Genomic DNA, 13454 nt, shown 5'->3' on the forward strand with positions numbered 1-13454 from the left:
CTGATGGTGAGTCAGCGAGCAGCTACCGCAAGGCATTCGACTTCCACCCGAGCATTCGCCAGCAGTTTTTTAGCCGCGAACGTTGTCCGGGCAGGTAGGCGATCGGCTGGGAAAGTCCGGCGGTAAACCGCATTCATGGCATCGAAGTCTTTGATATCGGCAAGTATGACCGTGCATTTGGCCACATGAGCGAGGGATGAGCCTCGACGTTGCAGTTCGGTGCGCAGGTTCTCCATGGCCTGGGTCATTTGCGGGCCAATCCCGCCCTTGACCAGTTGGCCATCAGCATCCAGACCGAGCATCCCGGAAAGATAAAGGGTCTCACCAGCCTGTACCGCATCGGAAAATGGCAAGCCTTCTTCATTCGGAAAGTAACGTGGTGAATCGGGTACTGCTGGTGGCAAGTAGCGCTCGGTTATCGCTTGGTACTGGCCATTTTGCTTGAGACGCTCAAGGGCTGCATTCAGGTTATCGCGCAAGCGGGTGTCGCTTTTGCGCACAGCCATCGCCACACCATTGCCCAGCATCGGATCGTTGAGGGCAGGACCGGCAAAGTCGAACGCCTGTCCTTGAGGTTGGCTTAGCAAGGCTTGAGTGATTTCGATGGAGTCTTGCAGGGTGGCATCGATCTCGCCCGCCAGAAGACTGGTAATCAACTGATCGTTGAATTGAAAACTGCGCACCGTTACGCCTGCGTCCGCCCAACGCGCCTTGGCGAACGCTTCACGACTGGTGCCCGCCAGGACGCCGATACGCTTGCCTTTGAGCGATTGCACATCCGGTTGCAACGTCGCGCCTTTGCGCGCTACCAGACGGCTGCTCAGGGGATAAAGATTGTCGGTGAAATCGACCCGCTCGCGCCGCGCCTGTGTAGCCGTCATCGGCATGATCACGTCGAAGCGGCCGGCTTCAAGGGCATGGAGGTTAGTCGCGTAATCCTGATCGATCCAGACACAGCGGGATTCGAGCTCAGCACACAGTGCGTTGCCCAACTCGATGTTCAATCCGACCAGCTCACCTTTGTCGTTACGGCTCTCGAACGGTGGAACCAGGGCTTCGACCCCGAAGCGGATCTGCGGATCGACCGCAGAGGACACGCAGCCGGTGGTCAGGGTCACCAGAGTGAGCAGGGACAGGGTTTTCAGCAGAGACATCTGGCGACCTTCATCAAAAATTCACAGGGCATGAATTCTTGATGAATGACAACCGTCTTTCCTAGCGGAGTAATCGCGCGTCCTTGTGGGAACTGTCTCATTGGCGGGAGGAATAGTTACCCGTCAACAAAATGCCTGACTATCAGCGTTTACCCATCGAACGACGCGTGCCGGGAGGTGCTGCGCCGGGAGTCTTGGTATGGCCATTCTTCGCGCCATTCTTGTACCAAGGCTGGCTGGCATTCTTCGCCGCAGCCAATTCCCCTGGTTTGAACGGAAACTTGAACGCTGGAATCGCCGCTTTGGTTTCGCTGTCTGCGCTGGAGTCGACGCTGGCTGGCAGGTCTGCCTGGTCGTCGCTCAAAGCGTCGGCAACCGGCGGTTGTGTCGGGGAAGTCATGAAAGCTCCGGGTGATGCTTAAAGAGTCGGGCCCGGTAGGCGAGCCGCGAAAGGCGGCAGTATACCTGTGTCGGGGGCCGCAAGCTTCACGCCGCAAGTGAGTCCGTCGGGTTTTGTGCTGACCGACCTGCCGCTTTCGCGAGCAAGCCCGCTCCCACAAGGGCAGCGATACAAAATCTGTGTATGACACACAAATCCTGTGGGAGCGGGCTTGCTCGCGAAATCGGTGTGTCAGTCACGGTGATGTTGGATGTACCGCCGTCTTCGCGAGCAAGCCCGCTCCCACATTGTTTGCGGTGTGTCTACGCCGGATCGACGTTATCCAGCGCCCGATTCACTACCAACTCCGCCAGCATGATGACCTGCTGAATCGCCATCGCCGTATGGCGCTGCGGGCCGGTCAGGTTGTTGGCGAAATCGCTGGCCAGGACACTCGCTGAGGCCAACGATTCACAGGCGTGGGCCAGCAGGCTTTCGGTATCGGCATCAGGGACAACCATGAACAGGGTGCTGGGGCGACGCTTTTTTTCGGTGTATGGCGCCGGGGGATCGAGGTAGTAATCGAGGGCACGTTTTATGGCTTCGCGGTCTTTGAGTAATTCTTCGGTGCGCGAAGCTTCCGCGTTGGGGGTGGTGGTGTTGGAGGGTGGGTCAGGGATTAACTTGTCCATTGAAAAATTTCTCCAGCGTTGGAGCCTCCACTTGCCGCTTCTCACACGGCGAAGAGGTGGCAGCTATGTGCGAGGTGAGAAGACCGGTTATGGACACCCGGCCGGACCGAAGTCCGCCCGCACACAGCCGCCATAACGCATTTGCAGGCAGCTAATTAACTGGCGGCGATTATGCGTGTACAGACACTGGATGACCATAAGTTGCCGGGCTTCTCACACCCGATCGCTGAGTTGTCAGCGACAGCCAAAGGTTATTGGGCCCGCGTCCGCCGACAACCTGAAAAACGCGTGGGAAAGTTCCATGTTTTGACACATCCGTTAAACATTCAAAGCGGAACACGGAGCGTCCCTGGCAGCATTCCCATGCGGGAGCATGAGAACGATCAATCCCACGTCTGACACCGAATTTTCGTCTGACACGGATTACTGTAGGAGCTGTCGAGTGAAACGAGGCTGTGATCTTTTGGTCTTGAAAATCAACATCAAAAGATCGCAGCCTTCGGCGGCTCCTACGGGGGGGTGCGTACACCCGCGAGGGATTGGTCGGCAGTCACTCTCCTGACGGGCTAACAGGTTTATAAAGGAAGGTATAAGCCTGACAACACTCCGACCACTCTGCCCGGCGCCCCACTCGCATGCGAATTCAGAAAAAAAACGCCCTGTTCGCCGCCCTTCTGATCACCCTGGCAGCGCTGGGCGTGTGGTATGCCGCCAAACCCGCCACGACCAAACTGGCCCCCTCCACCGCCATCCCCGTACGAGTGGTCAGCGTCGCCGAAAAAGACGTGCCCCGCTACATCAGCGGCATTGGCTCGGTGCTTTCGCTGCACAGCGTGGTCGTGCGCCCGCAGATCGACGGCATCCTCACCAAACTGCTGGTCAAGGAAGGCCAACTGGTGAACAAAGGTGATCTGCTGGCCACCATCGACGACCGCTCGATCCGCGCCAGCCTCGACCAGGCCCGGGCGCAACTGGGCGAAAGCCAGGCGCAACTGCAAGTGGCGCAGGTCAACCTCAAACGTTACAAACTGCTGAGTGTCGACGACGGCGTGTCCAAGCAGACCTATGACCAGCAACAAGCCCTGGTCAACCAACTCAAAGCCACCGCCCAAGGCAATCAGGCATCGATCGATGCCGCTCTGGTGCAGCTTTCCTACACACAGATTCGCTCCCCGGTCACCGGTCGCGTCGGTATTCGCACAGTGGATGAAGGCAATTTCCTGCGCATGACTGACACCCAAGGCTTGTTCACCGTGACCCAGATCGACCCGATCGCCGTGGGATTTTCCCTGCCGCAACACCTGTTGCCGACCCTGCAAGGCCTGATCAACGATCCACAGCACACGCCGGTCAAGGCTTACATCGGCGCCGACACCGACGGTGAAACCGGCAACCTGCTAGGCGAAGGCCGCCTGACCCTGATCGACAACCAGATCAACGCCAATACCGGGACCATCCGCGCCAAGGCCGAGTTCGCCAACCCCGCACAGAAACTCTGGCCGGGCCTGCTGGTAACGGTAAAGATTCAGACAGCACTGGATAAAAATGCGCTGGTGGTGCCACCCACCGTCGTACAACGTGGCCCCGATCAACATTTCGTCTACCGGGTCAATGGCGACAAGGTCGAAGCCGTTCAGGTGCAGATCGTTTATCAAGGCAGCGGCCAAGACCTCATCAAAGGCGTGAAACCGGGTGATGTGCTGGTCAGTGACGGGCAGTCGCGGCTCAAACCGGGTTCGACTGTGCAGGTAGTGACCGACCCGCCGCAAGTGGTGCAATCGGAGCCGAAACCATGAAGGGTCATGGCTCGATTTCCGCATGGTGCATTGATCATCCGGTGGCGACGGTCCTGCTGACCTTTGCCTTGGTGCTGCTCGGTGTCATCGCCTTCCCGCGACTGTCGATTGCGCCACTGCCGGAAGCGGAATTCCCGACCATCCAGGTGGCCGCGCAACTGCCTGGCGCCAACCCCGAAACCATGGCCTCGTCGGTGGCTACGCCGCTTGAAGTGCAATTCAGCGCTATCCCCGGCGTGACCCAGATGACCTCGAGCAGCGCCCTGGGCTCGACCATTCTGACCCTGCAATTCACCCTCGACAAAAGCATCGACACCGCCGCGCAGGAAGTCCAGGCCGCGATCAACACCGCCGCCGGCAAACTGCCCAAAGACATGCCGAACCTGCCTAACTGGAGGAAGGTCAATCCGGCCGACAGCCCGGTGCTGATCCTCAGCATCAACTCGCCGCAAATGCCCGGCACCGAAGTCAGTGACCTGGTGGAAACCCTGCTCGCCCGTCAGATCAGCCAGATCGACGGCGTAGGCAATATCAACATCACCGGTCAGCAACGTCCGGCGATCCGCGTGCAGGCCTCGGCGGACAAACTCGCCGCCATCGGCCTGACCCTGGCAGACATCCGCCTGGCGATCCAGCAGACCAGCCTCAACCTGGCCAAAGGTGCGTTGTATGGCGAATCGAGTATTTCGACCTTGTCTACCAACGACCAATTGTTCCACCCTGAGGAATACGGTCAGCTGATTGTTTCCTACAAGGACGGCGCACCGGTTCATCTCAAGGATGTGGCCAAAGTCGTCAACGGTTCGGAAGACGCCTACATCCAGGCCTGGGCTGACGGTCAGCCGGGGGTGAACTTGGTGATTTTCCGGCAACCGGGGGCCAACATCGTCGAGACCGTCGACCGTATTCAAGCAGCCCTGCCGACGCTGGAGGCCATGCTGCCGGCATCGGTGCAGGTCAAGGTGTTGATCGACCGCACCCAGACCATCCGCGCTTCGCTGCATGAAGTGGAAGTCACTCTGCTGATCGCGATCCTGCTGGTGGTGGCGGTGATGGCGCTGTTCCTGCGGCAGTTGTCGGCGACCCTGATCGTGGCGTCGGTGCTCGGTGTGTCGCTGATCGCCAGTTTTGCCCTGATGTACATCATGGGTTTCAGCCTGAATAACCTGACGCTGGTGGCGATCGTGGTGTCCGTCGGGTTTGTGGTGGACGATGCGATTGTGGTGGTGGAAAACATTCACCGCCATCTGGAGGCCGGCGACGGCATGCGCGAGGCGGCCATCAAGGGCGCCGGCGAGATCGGTTTTACCGTGGTCTCGATCAGTTTCTCGCTGGTGGCGGCGTTCATTCCGCTGCTGTTCATGGGCGGCGTGGTCGGGCGGTTGTTCAAGGAGTTCGCTCTGACCGCCACCTCGACCATCATGATTTCTGTGGTGGTGTCCCTGACGCTCGCACCGACGTTGGCCGCGCTATTCATGCGTGCGCCGGAACACAGCCAATCGGGCTTCGGCGAGCGCTTGCTGGCGCTGTATGAGAAAGGCCTGCGCCGCGCCCTCGCCCATCAGAAGTTGATGATCGGTGTATTCGGTCTATCGCTGGGGCTGGCCGTCGCCGGTTACATATTTATCCCTAAAGGCTTCTTCCCGGTACAAGACACCGGTTTCGTTTTCGGCACCACCGAAGCAGCAGCGGACATTTCCTACGGCGACATGGTGAAAAAACACTTGGCAATGGCCGAAATCGTCGCCGCCGATCCTGCCGTCGAGACGTTCTCACACTCGGTCGGCGTTGCGGGCAGCAACCAGACCATCGCCAACGGCCGCTTCTGGATTTCGCTGAAAAAACGCGGCGACCGAGACGTGTCGGCCAGCCAATTCATCGACCGGATTCGCCCGCAGCTGATGAAAGTCCCGGGCATCGTGCTGTACCTGCGTGCCGGGCAAGACATCAACCTCAGCGCCGGCCCGAGCCGCGCGCAGTACCAATACGTGCTCAAGAGCAACGACGGGGCACTCCTGAGCACCTGGACCCAGCGCCTGACGGAAAAACTGCGCGGCAACCCGGCGTTCCGCGATATTTCCAACGACCTGCAACTGGGCGGCAGCATCACCCACATCAGCATCGACCGCAGTGCAGCGGCGCGTTTCGGCCTGACCGCCAGCGATGTTGATGAAGCGCTGTACGACGCCTTCGGTCAGCGGCAGATCAACGAGTTCCAGACCCAGACCAACCAATACAACGTGATTCTGGAACTGGACACCAAACAGCGCGGCAAGGCCGAAAGCCTCAACTATTTCTACCTGCGCTCGCCGCTGAGCGGGGAAATGGTGCCGCTGTCGGCCCTGGCGAAATTCGATGCGCCAACCATCGGCCCGTTGTCCATCGCTCACGACGGGATGTTCCCGGCGGCCAACCTGTCGTTCAACCTGGCGCCCGGCATCGCGTTGGGCGATGCGGTGATCATGCTCAACCAAGCCAAGACCGACATCGGCATGCCGGTGGCGATCAGCGGTAATTTCCAGGGCGCAGCCCAGGCGTTCCAGAGTTCGCTGGCCAGCCAGCCGTGGCTGATTCTGGCGGCGCTGGTGGCGGTGTACATCATTCTTGGCGTTCTGTATGAAAGCTTCGTGCACCCGCTGACCATTATTTCGACGCTGCCCTCGGCGGGACTCGGGGCGGTGATCATGCTGTGGATCTGCGGCCAGGACTTTTCGATCATGGCGCTGATCGGGCTGGTATTGCTGATCGGCATCGTCAAGAAAAACGGCATTCTGATGATCGACTTCGCGCTGGAAGCCCAACGCAACCGAGGCCTGCCGCCGGAAGAGGCGATCTATGAGGCGTGTATGACGCGGTTCCGGCCGATCATCATGACCACCCTCGCCGCCTTGCTCGGCGCCCTGCCGCTGATGCTCGGCTACGGCACCGGCGCCGAACTGCGCCAGCCATTGGGCATCGCTGTAGTCGGCGGTTTGCTGGTGAGCCAGGCGCTGACGCTGTTCACCACGCCGGTCATATACTTGTGGCTTGAGCGGCTATTCCATCGGCCTAAGCCCGCACCGCTGCCGGCGATGGCAACCACGGACTGAGGCGGGATCTCACGCGGTTCAGGGGCCGCTTCGCAGCCCAACGGGGCAAGCCCCCTCGCCACAAAACTGCCAAACCATCCACACAGGGTAATTATCGACTACCCGCAGAATGTCTTCTAAGCTCCAATTAGCAAAAGGCCAGCATGTTTTGCTGGCCTTTTTTTTATTCGGGATTTATATAGTCGCCTCTGAACGCGACTGGTTTCTGGGACTCTGCCCGATTCTTGTAAAAGAACTCTTTAACGCCTTATTTGCAGAAGTCAGAACCATGAGTGTGAGCAGTGCGAAATCTCAACATCCGATCCGTTCGACACGATCGGAGCGGCTTCTGGTTCTTGGCAGTGTGTTGTTGGTGATTGCGATACTCAGCATCGTGACCTTCCTGCTGATCCGTGAACGCGCCAATGCCGAATTGTCCGCTGCTCGCGCCGCCAACAATATCGTGCAATTGATCGACGCCGACGTGCTGCGCAATGTCGAACTCTATGATGTGTCCCTGCTGGGTTTGATCGCTGCCTCCCAGCGAGAAGACCTCAAAAGCGTTTCTCCAGCCATTCGTCATCTGGCCTATTTCGACCGCGCCACCGCCGCGCCGTACAAGGGCAACATTTTGTTGCTCGACAACAAGGGCGACGTGATCGCCGACTCGGCCTCGGTGGAGCCCAGGCAGGACAACTATGCCGATCGCGAATACTTCCAGTCTCACGTGAATAACCCGGACCCGGGCATGTTCATCAGTCCCCCCTTCAGAGCCAGGTCGCCCGAACAGGATTGGCGTATCAGTTTCAGCCGCCGGGTGAACGGCCCCCAAGGTGAGTTCCTGGGCGTGGCCGAAGCCGCCATGCGGTTAAGTTACTTCGATCAGTTGTTCAACAGTTTGAGCATCGGCCGCGACAGCACGGTCAATCTGATCAGCAAGGACGGGACTCTTCTGGCTCAGCAACCACGTCTGGCCGAAGAGCTGATCGGCAAAAACTTCAGTCACCGTCCCAATTTCCAACGCATCGTCAAAGAAGGCAACGGCAGCTTTACCAGCATGTCCACCCGCTACCAGGACAAGCGTTTGTACACCTTCTCCAAGGTCGGGAACTTGCCGTTGATCGTCATCGTTGCGCTATCAAGTGATGAAGTCTTTGCGGCCTGGAAGCGCACTGCGGTGGTGGTCAGCTTCGCGACCATTGCCCTGTGTGTGAGCTTGCTGTGGCTGACCTGGTTGCTCTGCCGGGAATTGCGTCGGCGTCAAAGTGCCGAGCAGGAACTGGCACAACTGGCCGCTACCGACCCTTTGACCGGTCTGGCCAACCGTCGAAGCCTGGATCAGGCCTTGCACCATGAATGGTTTCGCGCCCAACGTTCCGGTCTGCCATTGTCGGTGCTGATGATCGATGTCGATCGCTTCAAGGCGTTCAACGATCGCCATGGCCATCAGGGCGGCGACGATGCCTTGCGCCGGGTGGCCAAAGTGATCGGCACCCATGTTCGACGGCCGGCGGATCTGGTCGCCCGTTACGGTGGCGAGGAATTTTCGGTGATTCTGGCTGAAACCGACAGCGTCGGCGCGCAACAGATTGCCGACACCATCCGCGCAGCAGTGGAGCAGTTGCCGTTGGTGGGGGGCGATACGTCGCCGATTACTGTCAGTATCGGTATCAGTACCTGGACGACAGCGTCCGATATCAGCCTGGAGCAGTTGTTGTATACGGCAGACAAGGCGCTGTATCAGGCCAAGGAAAGTGGGCGCAATCGGGTGGTTTTCGCGGATTAGAAGCCAGAATCAAAAGATCGCAACCTTCGGCAGCTCCTGCATTTGGAATGCGTTTCCCTGTAGGAGCTGCCGAAGGCTGCGATCTTTTGATCTTTGCATAAAAAAAGGCCACCCGAAGGCAGCCTTTAAAAACTAGAGAGGTTTTTTGCTTACACGGCCGCAACAGGACGCATGTAAGAGATCGGTGCAGTGCTGGCGTCTTCGAAAGTCACGACTTCCCAAGCATCTGTCTGCTCAATCAACTTGCGCAGCAGCTGGTTGTTCAATGCATGTCCGGACTTGAAGCCCTTGAACTCACCAATCAGGCTATTGCCCAGCAGGTAGAGGTCACCAATTGCATCGAGGATCTTGTGCTTCACGAATTCGTCTTCATAGCGAAGGCCGTCTTCGTTCAGTACACCATCCGCGTCGACCACAATAGCGTTTTCAACGCTGCCGCCGAGTGCGAGGTTGTGCTTGCGCAGGTACTCGATGTCACTCATGAAACCAAAGGTACGGGCGCGGCTGACTTCTTTTACGAACGAAGTGCTGGAAAAATCCACGCTTGCACTTTGTGTGCGGTCACGGAAAACCGGGTGATCGAAATCGATCTCGAAGCTCACTTTGAAACCTTCGAAAGGGACGAAAGTGGCGCGCTTGTCGCCGTCTTCCACTGTCACTTCCCGCAGGATCCGGATGAACTTCTTGGCGGCGTCCTGTTCTTCCAGGCCGGCCGATTGAATCAGGAATACGAAGGGTCCAGCGCTACCATCCATGATCGGGACTTCGGACGCGGAGAGCTCGACGTAGGCGTTATCGATGCCCAGGCCAGCCATGGCCGAGAGCAGGTGCTCCACCGTGTCCACTTTGACGTCACCGCTAACAAGCGTGGTCGACATAGTGGTTTCGCCAACGTTTTCCGCGCGGGCAGGAATCTGCACCACAGGGTCGAGGTCAGCACGACAAAACACAATGCCGGTGTCGACGGGCGCTGGCTTGAGGGTCAGGTAGACCTTCTCCCCGGAGTGCAGGCCGACACCTGTGGCACGGATAATATTCTTCAGGGTGCGTTGTTTTATCATGGCATGGGCCGCTTCAGCGCAAATTGCGAACTGGTATCAACAAAGGCTGGCGATGATAGCAGACCAGACCTTTGCTGAACACCAATCACCCTAATACCCCTGATACATTTCATCAATCGGCCTGACGACGCAGGAAAGCCGGGATGTCCAGGTAGTCCAGGTCATCTTGCGGGTTCATCTTCGCGGCAGTCGCAGCACCGGCCTGAGCCTGGTTGCGCATGACGGTCGGACGATCCAGGTCACGGTAATTCACCGCAGGCTGTTCCTGACGAACAGGGGCTTGTTGTTGTGGCTGGGAAGCCATCGAGGTGTGAACGGTATTGTCGATGACCTTTACAGGCTTCTCGATTTTAGCGCCTAAACCGGTGGCAACAACAGTCACGTGCAGCTCGTCGCGCATGTCCGGATCGATAACGGTACCGACCTTGACCATTGCGTGCTCGGAAGCGAAGGCTTCGATGATGCTACCCACGTCGGAGTACTCACCCAGGGACAGGTCAGGACCGGCGGTGATGTTCACCAGAATGCCGCGTGCGCCTTGCAGGTTCACGTCTTCGAGCAACGGGTTGCGAATGGCCGCTTCGGTGGCTTCGCGTGCACGGTTCGGACCGCTGGCGCAGCCAGTGCCCATCATCGCCATGCCCATTTCGCTCATCACGGTACGCACGTCGGCAAAGTCGACGTTGATCATGCCCGGACGCTTGATGATGTCGGAGATACCGCGAACGGCACCGGCCAGTACATCGTCGGCCTTGGCGAAAGCCGACAGCAGGCTTGCGTCTTTACCGAGGATGGTCAGCAGCTTCTCGTTGGGAATGGTGATCAACGAGTCGACGCTTTCAGACAGCAGACGAATGCCTTCGTCGGCGATCTGCATACGCTTGCGACCTTCGAACGGGAACGGACGGGTCACCACCGCAACGGTGAGGATCCCCATTTCCTTGGCCACTTCGGCAATGATCGGCGCAGCACCGGTACCGGTACCACCGCCCATGCCGGTTGTGATGAACACCATATTGGTGCCCTGCAGGACTTCGGCAATGCGCTCACGGTCTTCGAGAGCGGCCTGACGACCTACTTCAGGGTTGGCGCCGGCGCCCAGGCCTTTGGTCACGCCGGTGCCCAGTTGCAGGATGGTCCGCGCGCCGATGCTTTTCAGCGCTTGGGCATCAGTGTTGGCGCAGATGAACTCAACGCCTTCAATGTTGCTCTTGACCATGTGATTGACAGCGTTGCCGCCGCCACCGCCAACACCGATAACTTTAATTACCGGGCTTGCGGGGATGTTGTCTACGAGTTCGAACATTTTCCCTCTCCTTACATTCTCTAGTTTTTTCGCCTACTGCTGTTTGAAGCGGTGTTGCGGTAAAGCTTTAGAAATTGCCTTGTACCCAGCTCTTGAAGCGATCGAGCAAGGCGACTTTCGGTTCGTCATTGCTGTAGCTGTCGCGGCTGCCGATGCCCGAGAACGAAATCCCGTCGGACTGCTTCTGCAGGCCGTACATCAACAGGCCAACGCCGGTGGAATAAATCGGGTTGCGGACCACGTCGTCCAGGCCCTTGACGCCATGGGGCACGCCCAGGCGAACCGGCATGTGGAAGATCTCTTCGGCCAGTTCCACCGCGCCTTCCATCTTCGACGTACCGCCAGTCAGCACGATGCCGGCCGGGATCAGGTCTTCGTAGCCACTGCGACGCAGTTCGGCCTGGATCAGGGTGAACAGCTCGTCGTAACGCGGCTCGACCACTTCGGCCAGGGCCTGACGGGACAGCTCGCGCGGTGGACGATCGCCGACGCTCGGCACCTTGATGGTTTCGCCGGCACCGGCCAGTTTGGCCAGGGCGCAGGCGTAGCGAATCTTGATTTCTTCGGCGTACTGGGTCGGGGTGCGCAGCGCCATGGCGATGTCGTTGGTCACCTGATCGCCCGCAATCGGGATCACCGCGGTGTGACGGATCGCGCCTTCGGTGAAGATCGCGATGTCAGTGGTGCCGCCGCCGATGTCCACCAGGCACACGCCCAGCTCTTTCTCGTCGTCGGTCAGGACCGAGTAGGCCGAGGCCAACTGCTCGAGAATGATGTCGTCGATTTCCAGGCCGCAGCGGCGCACGCATTTTTCAATGTTCTGTGCGGCGTTGACGGCGCAAGTGACCACGTGAACCTTGGCTTCCAGACGCACGCCGGACATACCCAGCGGCTCGCGAACGCCTTCCTGGTTATCGATCACGTAATCCTGCGGCAGGGTGTGCAGCACACGCTGGTCAGCCGGGATCGCCACCGCCTGGGCAGCGTCGAGAACGCGCTCAAGGTCGGCGGAGCTGACTTCGCGATCACGAATCGCCACGATGCCGTGGGAGTTCAGGCTGCGGATGTGATTGCCAGCCACGCCGACAAACGCCGAGTGGATCCGGCAACCGGCCATCAGCTGCGCTTCTTCGATCGCGCGCTGGATCGACTGGACGGTGGACTCGATGTTCACCACTACGCCTTTTTTCAGGCCGCGGGACGGATGAGTACCGATCCCGACGATTTCGAGCGTGCCGTCGTCCGAGACCTCGCCGACCAGCGCCACCACCTTGGAGGTGCCGATATCGAGACCGACGATCATTTTGCCGCTTTGCACGTTTGCCATGGGTCCTGCCTCTTCTTAATTCTTCGCGACAGCGGGTTGGGCTGTCGTGGGCGCTACAGGTTCCCGCCAGCCAACAGCGAGGCCGTTGGCGTAGCGCAGATCGATGCGCGCAATGTTCGTAATCTGCTCTTTGAGCGTCTTGTCATAGATGGCAATGAAGCGGCGCATCTTTTCCACCAGCTTGCCGCGTCCCAGCAGCAGTTCGATTCCCGGGCCCGCGCTGCCGGCGCCGGTGGTCAGGAACCAACTGCCTCGTTCACGCAACTCCAGGCGTGCAATCGAGAAGCCTAATGGCCTGAGCATCTGGCTCAGCACCTGGTATTGCTGCATCACTTGCTGCTGGGCCCGCTGCGGGCCGAACAGCTGTGGCAAGTGTTCGTAGTTCGCCAGTTCACGCGGGGTGAACGCCTGCCCCTGGTTGTTCAGCAGCGACTCATCGCCCCAGCGGGCCACCGGCAGTTGTTCTTCCAGGCGAATCACCACCTGATCCGGCCACACCCGACGCACCTCGGCGTGGGCAATCCATGGCATCTGTTCAAGCTCGGTACGCATGCCCGCCAGGTCGATGGTGAAGAAGCTCGACGCCACGTAGGGGGCGATCCGCTGCTGCACCGCTTGCTGGCTGATGTAACTCAAGTCGCCCTGCACCGCGATCTTGGTGATCGGTCGATCGGCGTACGGCAGCAAACGCTGTGCGCCTTCATAAGTGCCGAACCCCAATGCAACCAGCAGCACGGGCCAGAACAGACTTTTCAGAAAGCCAAAATTGGCTTTCGGCAGGCGCGCAGACATCGGCTCTTTGGCCACCATTCGGCTGGCACCCCGCGGCACCGGCTTGCGGCCGGGTGCGGAAGGCTGATGACGTAGCTGAGCGCCTTGCATGGT

10 protein-coding genes are annotated in these 13454 nt (G+C 59.2%); 3 read left to right on the plus strand and 7 right to left on the minus strand.

The window, feature by feature from the left end:
- Nucleotides 1-11 precede the first annotated feature (11 nt).
- From ACZ89R_RS12390 to ACZ89R_RS12400, 3 genes are all read right to left on the minus strand, one after another.
- Nucleotides 12-1154, minus strand: a complete 1143-nt coding sequence (locus tag ACZ89R_RS12390) for a transporter substrate-binding domain-containing protein (protein ID WP_429545645.1) — start codon at nt 1152-1154, stop codon at nt 12-14.
- 142 nt (nt 1155-1296) lie between these two features.
- Nucleotides 1297-1554 carry a hypothetical protein gene (locus tag ACZ89R_RS12395; RefSeq protein ID WP_123494455.1) on the minus strand — a complete coding sequence of 86 codons (258 nt, stop codon included), beginning with the start codon at nt 1552-1554 and terminating at the stop codon, nt 1297-1299.
- Between the two features lie 302 nt (nt 1555-1856).
- Nucleotides 1857-2225 carry a DUF6124 family protein gene (locus tag ACZ89R_RS12400; protein WP_429545644.1) on the minus strand — a complete coding sequence of 123 codons (369 nt, stop codon included), beginning with the start codon at nt 2223-2225 and terminating at the stop codon, nt 1857-1859.
- 635 nt (nt 2226-2860) lie between these two features.
- Here ACZ89R_RS12400 and ACZ89R_RS12405 point away from each other — a divergent pair.
- The 3 genes from ACZ89R_RS12405 (at nt 2861) to ACZ89R_RS12415 (ending at nt 8875) form a co-directional block, all read left to right on the plus strand.
- Entirely contained in the window at nt 2861-4021 is a 1161-nt protein-coding gene (locus ACZ89R_RS12405) for an efflux RND transporter periplasmic adaptor subunit (protein ID WP_429545643.1), read from the plus strand.
- The gene (locus ACZ89R_RS12410) at nt 4018-7110 is read left to right on the plus strand and encodes a multidrug efflux RND transporter permease subunit (protein ID WP_429545642.1); all 3093 of its coding nucleotides are present in this window, start codon (nt 4018-4020) and stop codon (nt 7108-7110) included. The genes ACZ89R_RS12405 and ACZ89R_RS12410 overlap by 4 nt, the downstream gene beginning before the upstream one ends.
- 268 nt (nt 7111-7378) lie before the next feature.
- Nucleotides 7379-8875, plus strand: coding sequence for a sensor domain-containing diguanylate cyclase (locus ACZ89R_RS12415; protein WP_429545641.1), 1497 nt, complete (start codon nt 7379-7381; stop codon nt 8873-8875).
- A 149-nt stretch (nt 8876-9024) separates the two neighbouring features.
- Here the strand turns inward: ACZ89R_RS12415 and lpxC are convergent, their stop codons facing one another.
- The 4 genes from lpxC to ACZ89R_RS12435 all read right to left on the minus strand — a co-directional run bounded on the left by lpxC (nt 9025) and on the right by ACZ89R_RS12435 (nt 13451).
- Nucleotides 9025-9936, minus strand: a complete 912-nt coding sequence (gene lpxC / locus ACZ89R_RS12420) for a UDP-3-O-acyl-N-acetylglucosamine deacetylase (protein ID WP_007904315.1) — start codon at nt 9934-9936, stop codon at nt 9025-9027.
- A gap of 112 nt (nt 9937-10048) precedes the next feature.
- On the minus strand, nt 10049-11242 hold the full coding sequence (gene ftsZ / locus ACZ89R_RS12425) for a cell division protein FtsZ (RefSeq protein WP_007904318.1): 1194 nt from the start codon (nt 11240-11242) through the stop codon (nt 10049-10051).
- A 67-nt stretch (nt 11243-11309) separates the two neighbouring features.
- Nucleotides 11310-12569, minus strand: a complete 1260-nt coding sequence (ftsA, locus tag ACZ89R_RS12430) for a cell division protein FtsA (RefSeq protein WP_007904319.1) — start codon at nt 12567-12569, stop codon at nt 11310-11312.
- Between the two features lie 15 nt (nt 12570-12584).
- A complete protein-coding gene (locus ACZ89R_RS12435; protein WP_123494461.1) occupies nt 12585-13451 on the minus strand; it encodes a cell division protein FtsQ/DivIB in 867 nt (288 codons plus the stop codon).
- Nucleotides 13452-13454 lie beyond the last annotated feature (3 nt).

The organism is Pseudomonas sp. TE3728 (assembly GCF_056279145.1).

Coding starts and splice junctions, on each gene's coding strand:
- ACZ89R_RS12390 (WP_429545645.1), bottom strand. CDS start 1,154: ATGTCTCTGCTGAAAACCCTGTCCCTGCTCACTCTGGTGACCCTGACC.
- ACZ89R_RS12395 (WP_123494455.1), bottom strand. CDS start 1,554: ATGACTTCCCCGACACAACCGCCGGTTGCCGACGCTTTGAGCGACGAC.
- ACZ89R_RS12400 (WP_429545644.1), bottom strand. CDS start 2,225: ATGGACAAGTTAATCCCTGACCCACCCTCCAACACCACCACCCCCAAC.
- ACZ89R_RS12405 (WP_429545643.1), top strand. CDS start 2,861: ATGCGAATTCAGAAAAAAAACGCCCTGTTCGCCGCCCTTCTGATCACC.
- ACZ89R_RS12410 (WP_429545642.1), top strand. CDS start 4,018: ATGAAGGGTCATGGCTCGATTTCCGCATGGTGCATTGATCATCCGGTG.
- ACZ89R_RS12415 (WP_429545641.1), top strand. CDS start 7,379: ATGAGTGTGAGCAGTGCGAAATCTCAACATCCGATCCGTTCGACACGA.
- lpxC (WP_007904315.1), bottom strand. CDS start 9,936: ATGATAAAACAACGCACCCTGAAGAATATTATCCGTGCCACAGGTGTC.
- ftsZ (WP_007904318.1), bottom strand. CDS start 11,242: ATGTTCGAACTCGTAGACAACATCCCCGCAAGCCCGGTAATTAAAGTT.
- ftsA (WP_007904319.1), bottom strand. CDS start 12,569: ATGGCAAACGTGCAAAGCGGCAAAATGATCGTCGGTCTCGATATCGGC.
- ACZ89R_RS12435 (WP_123494461.1), bottom strand. CDS start 13,451: ATGCAAGGCGCTCAGCTACGTCATCAGCCTTCCGCACCCGGCCGCAAG.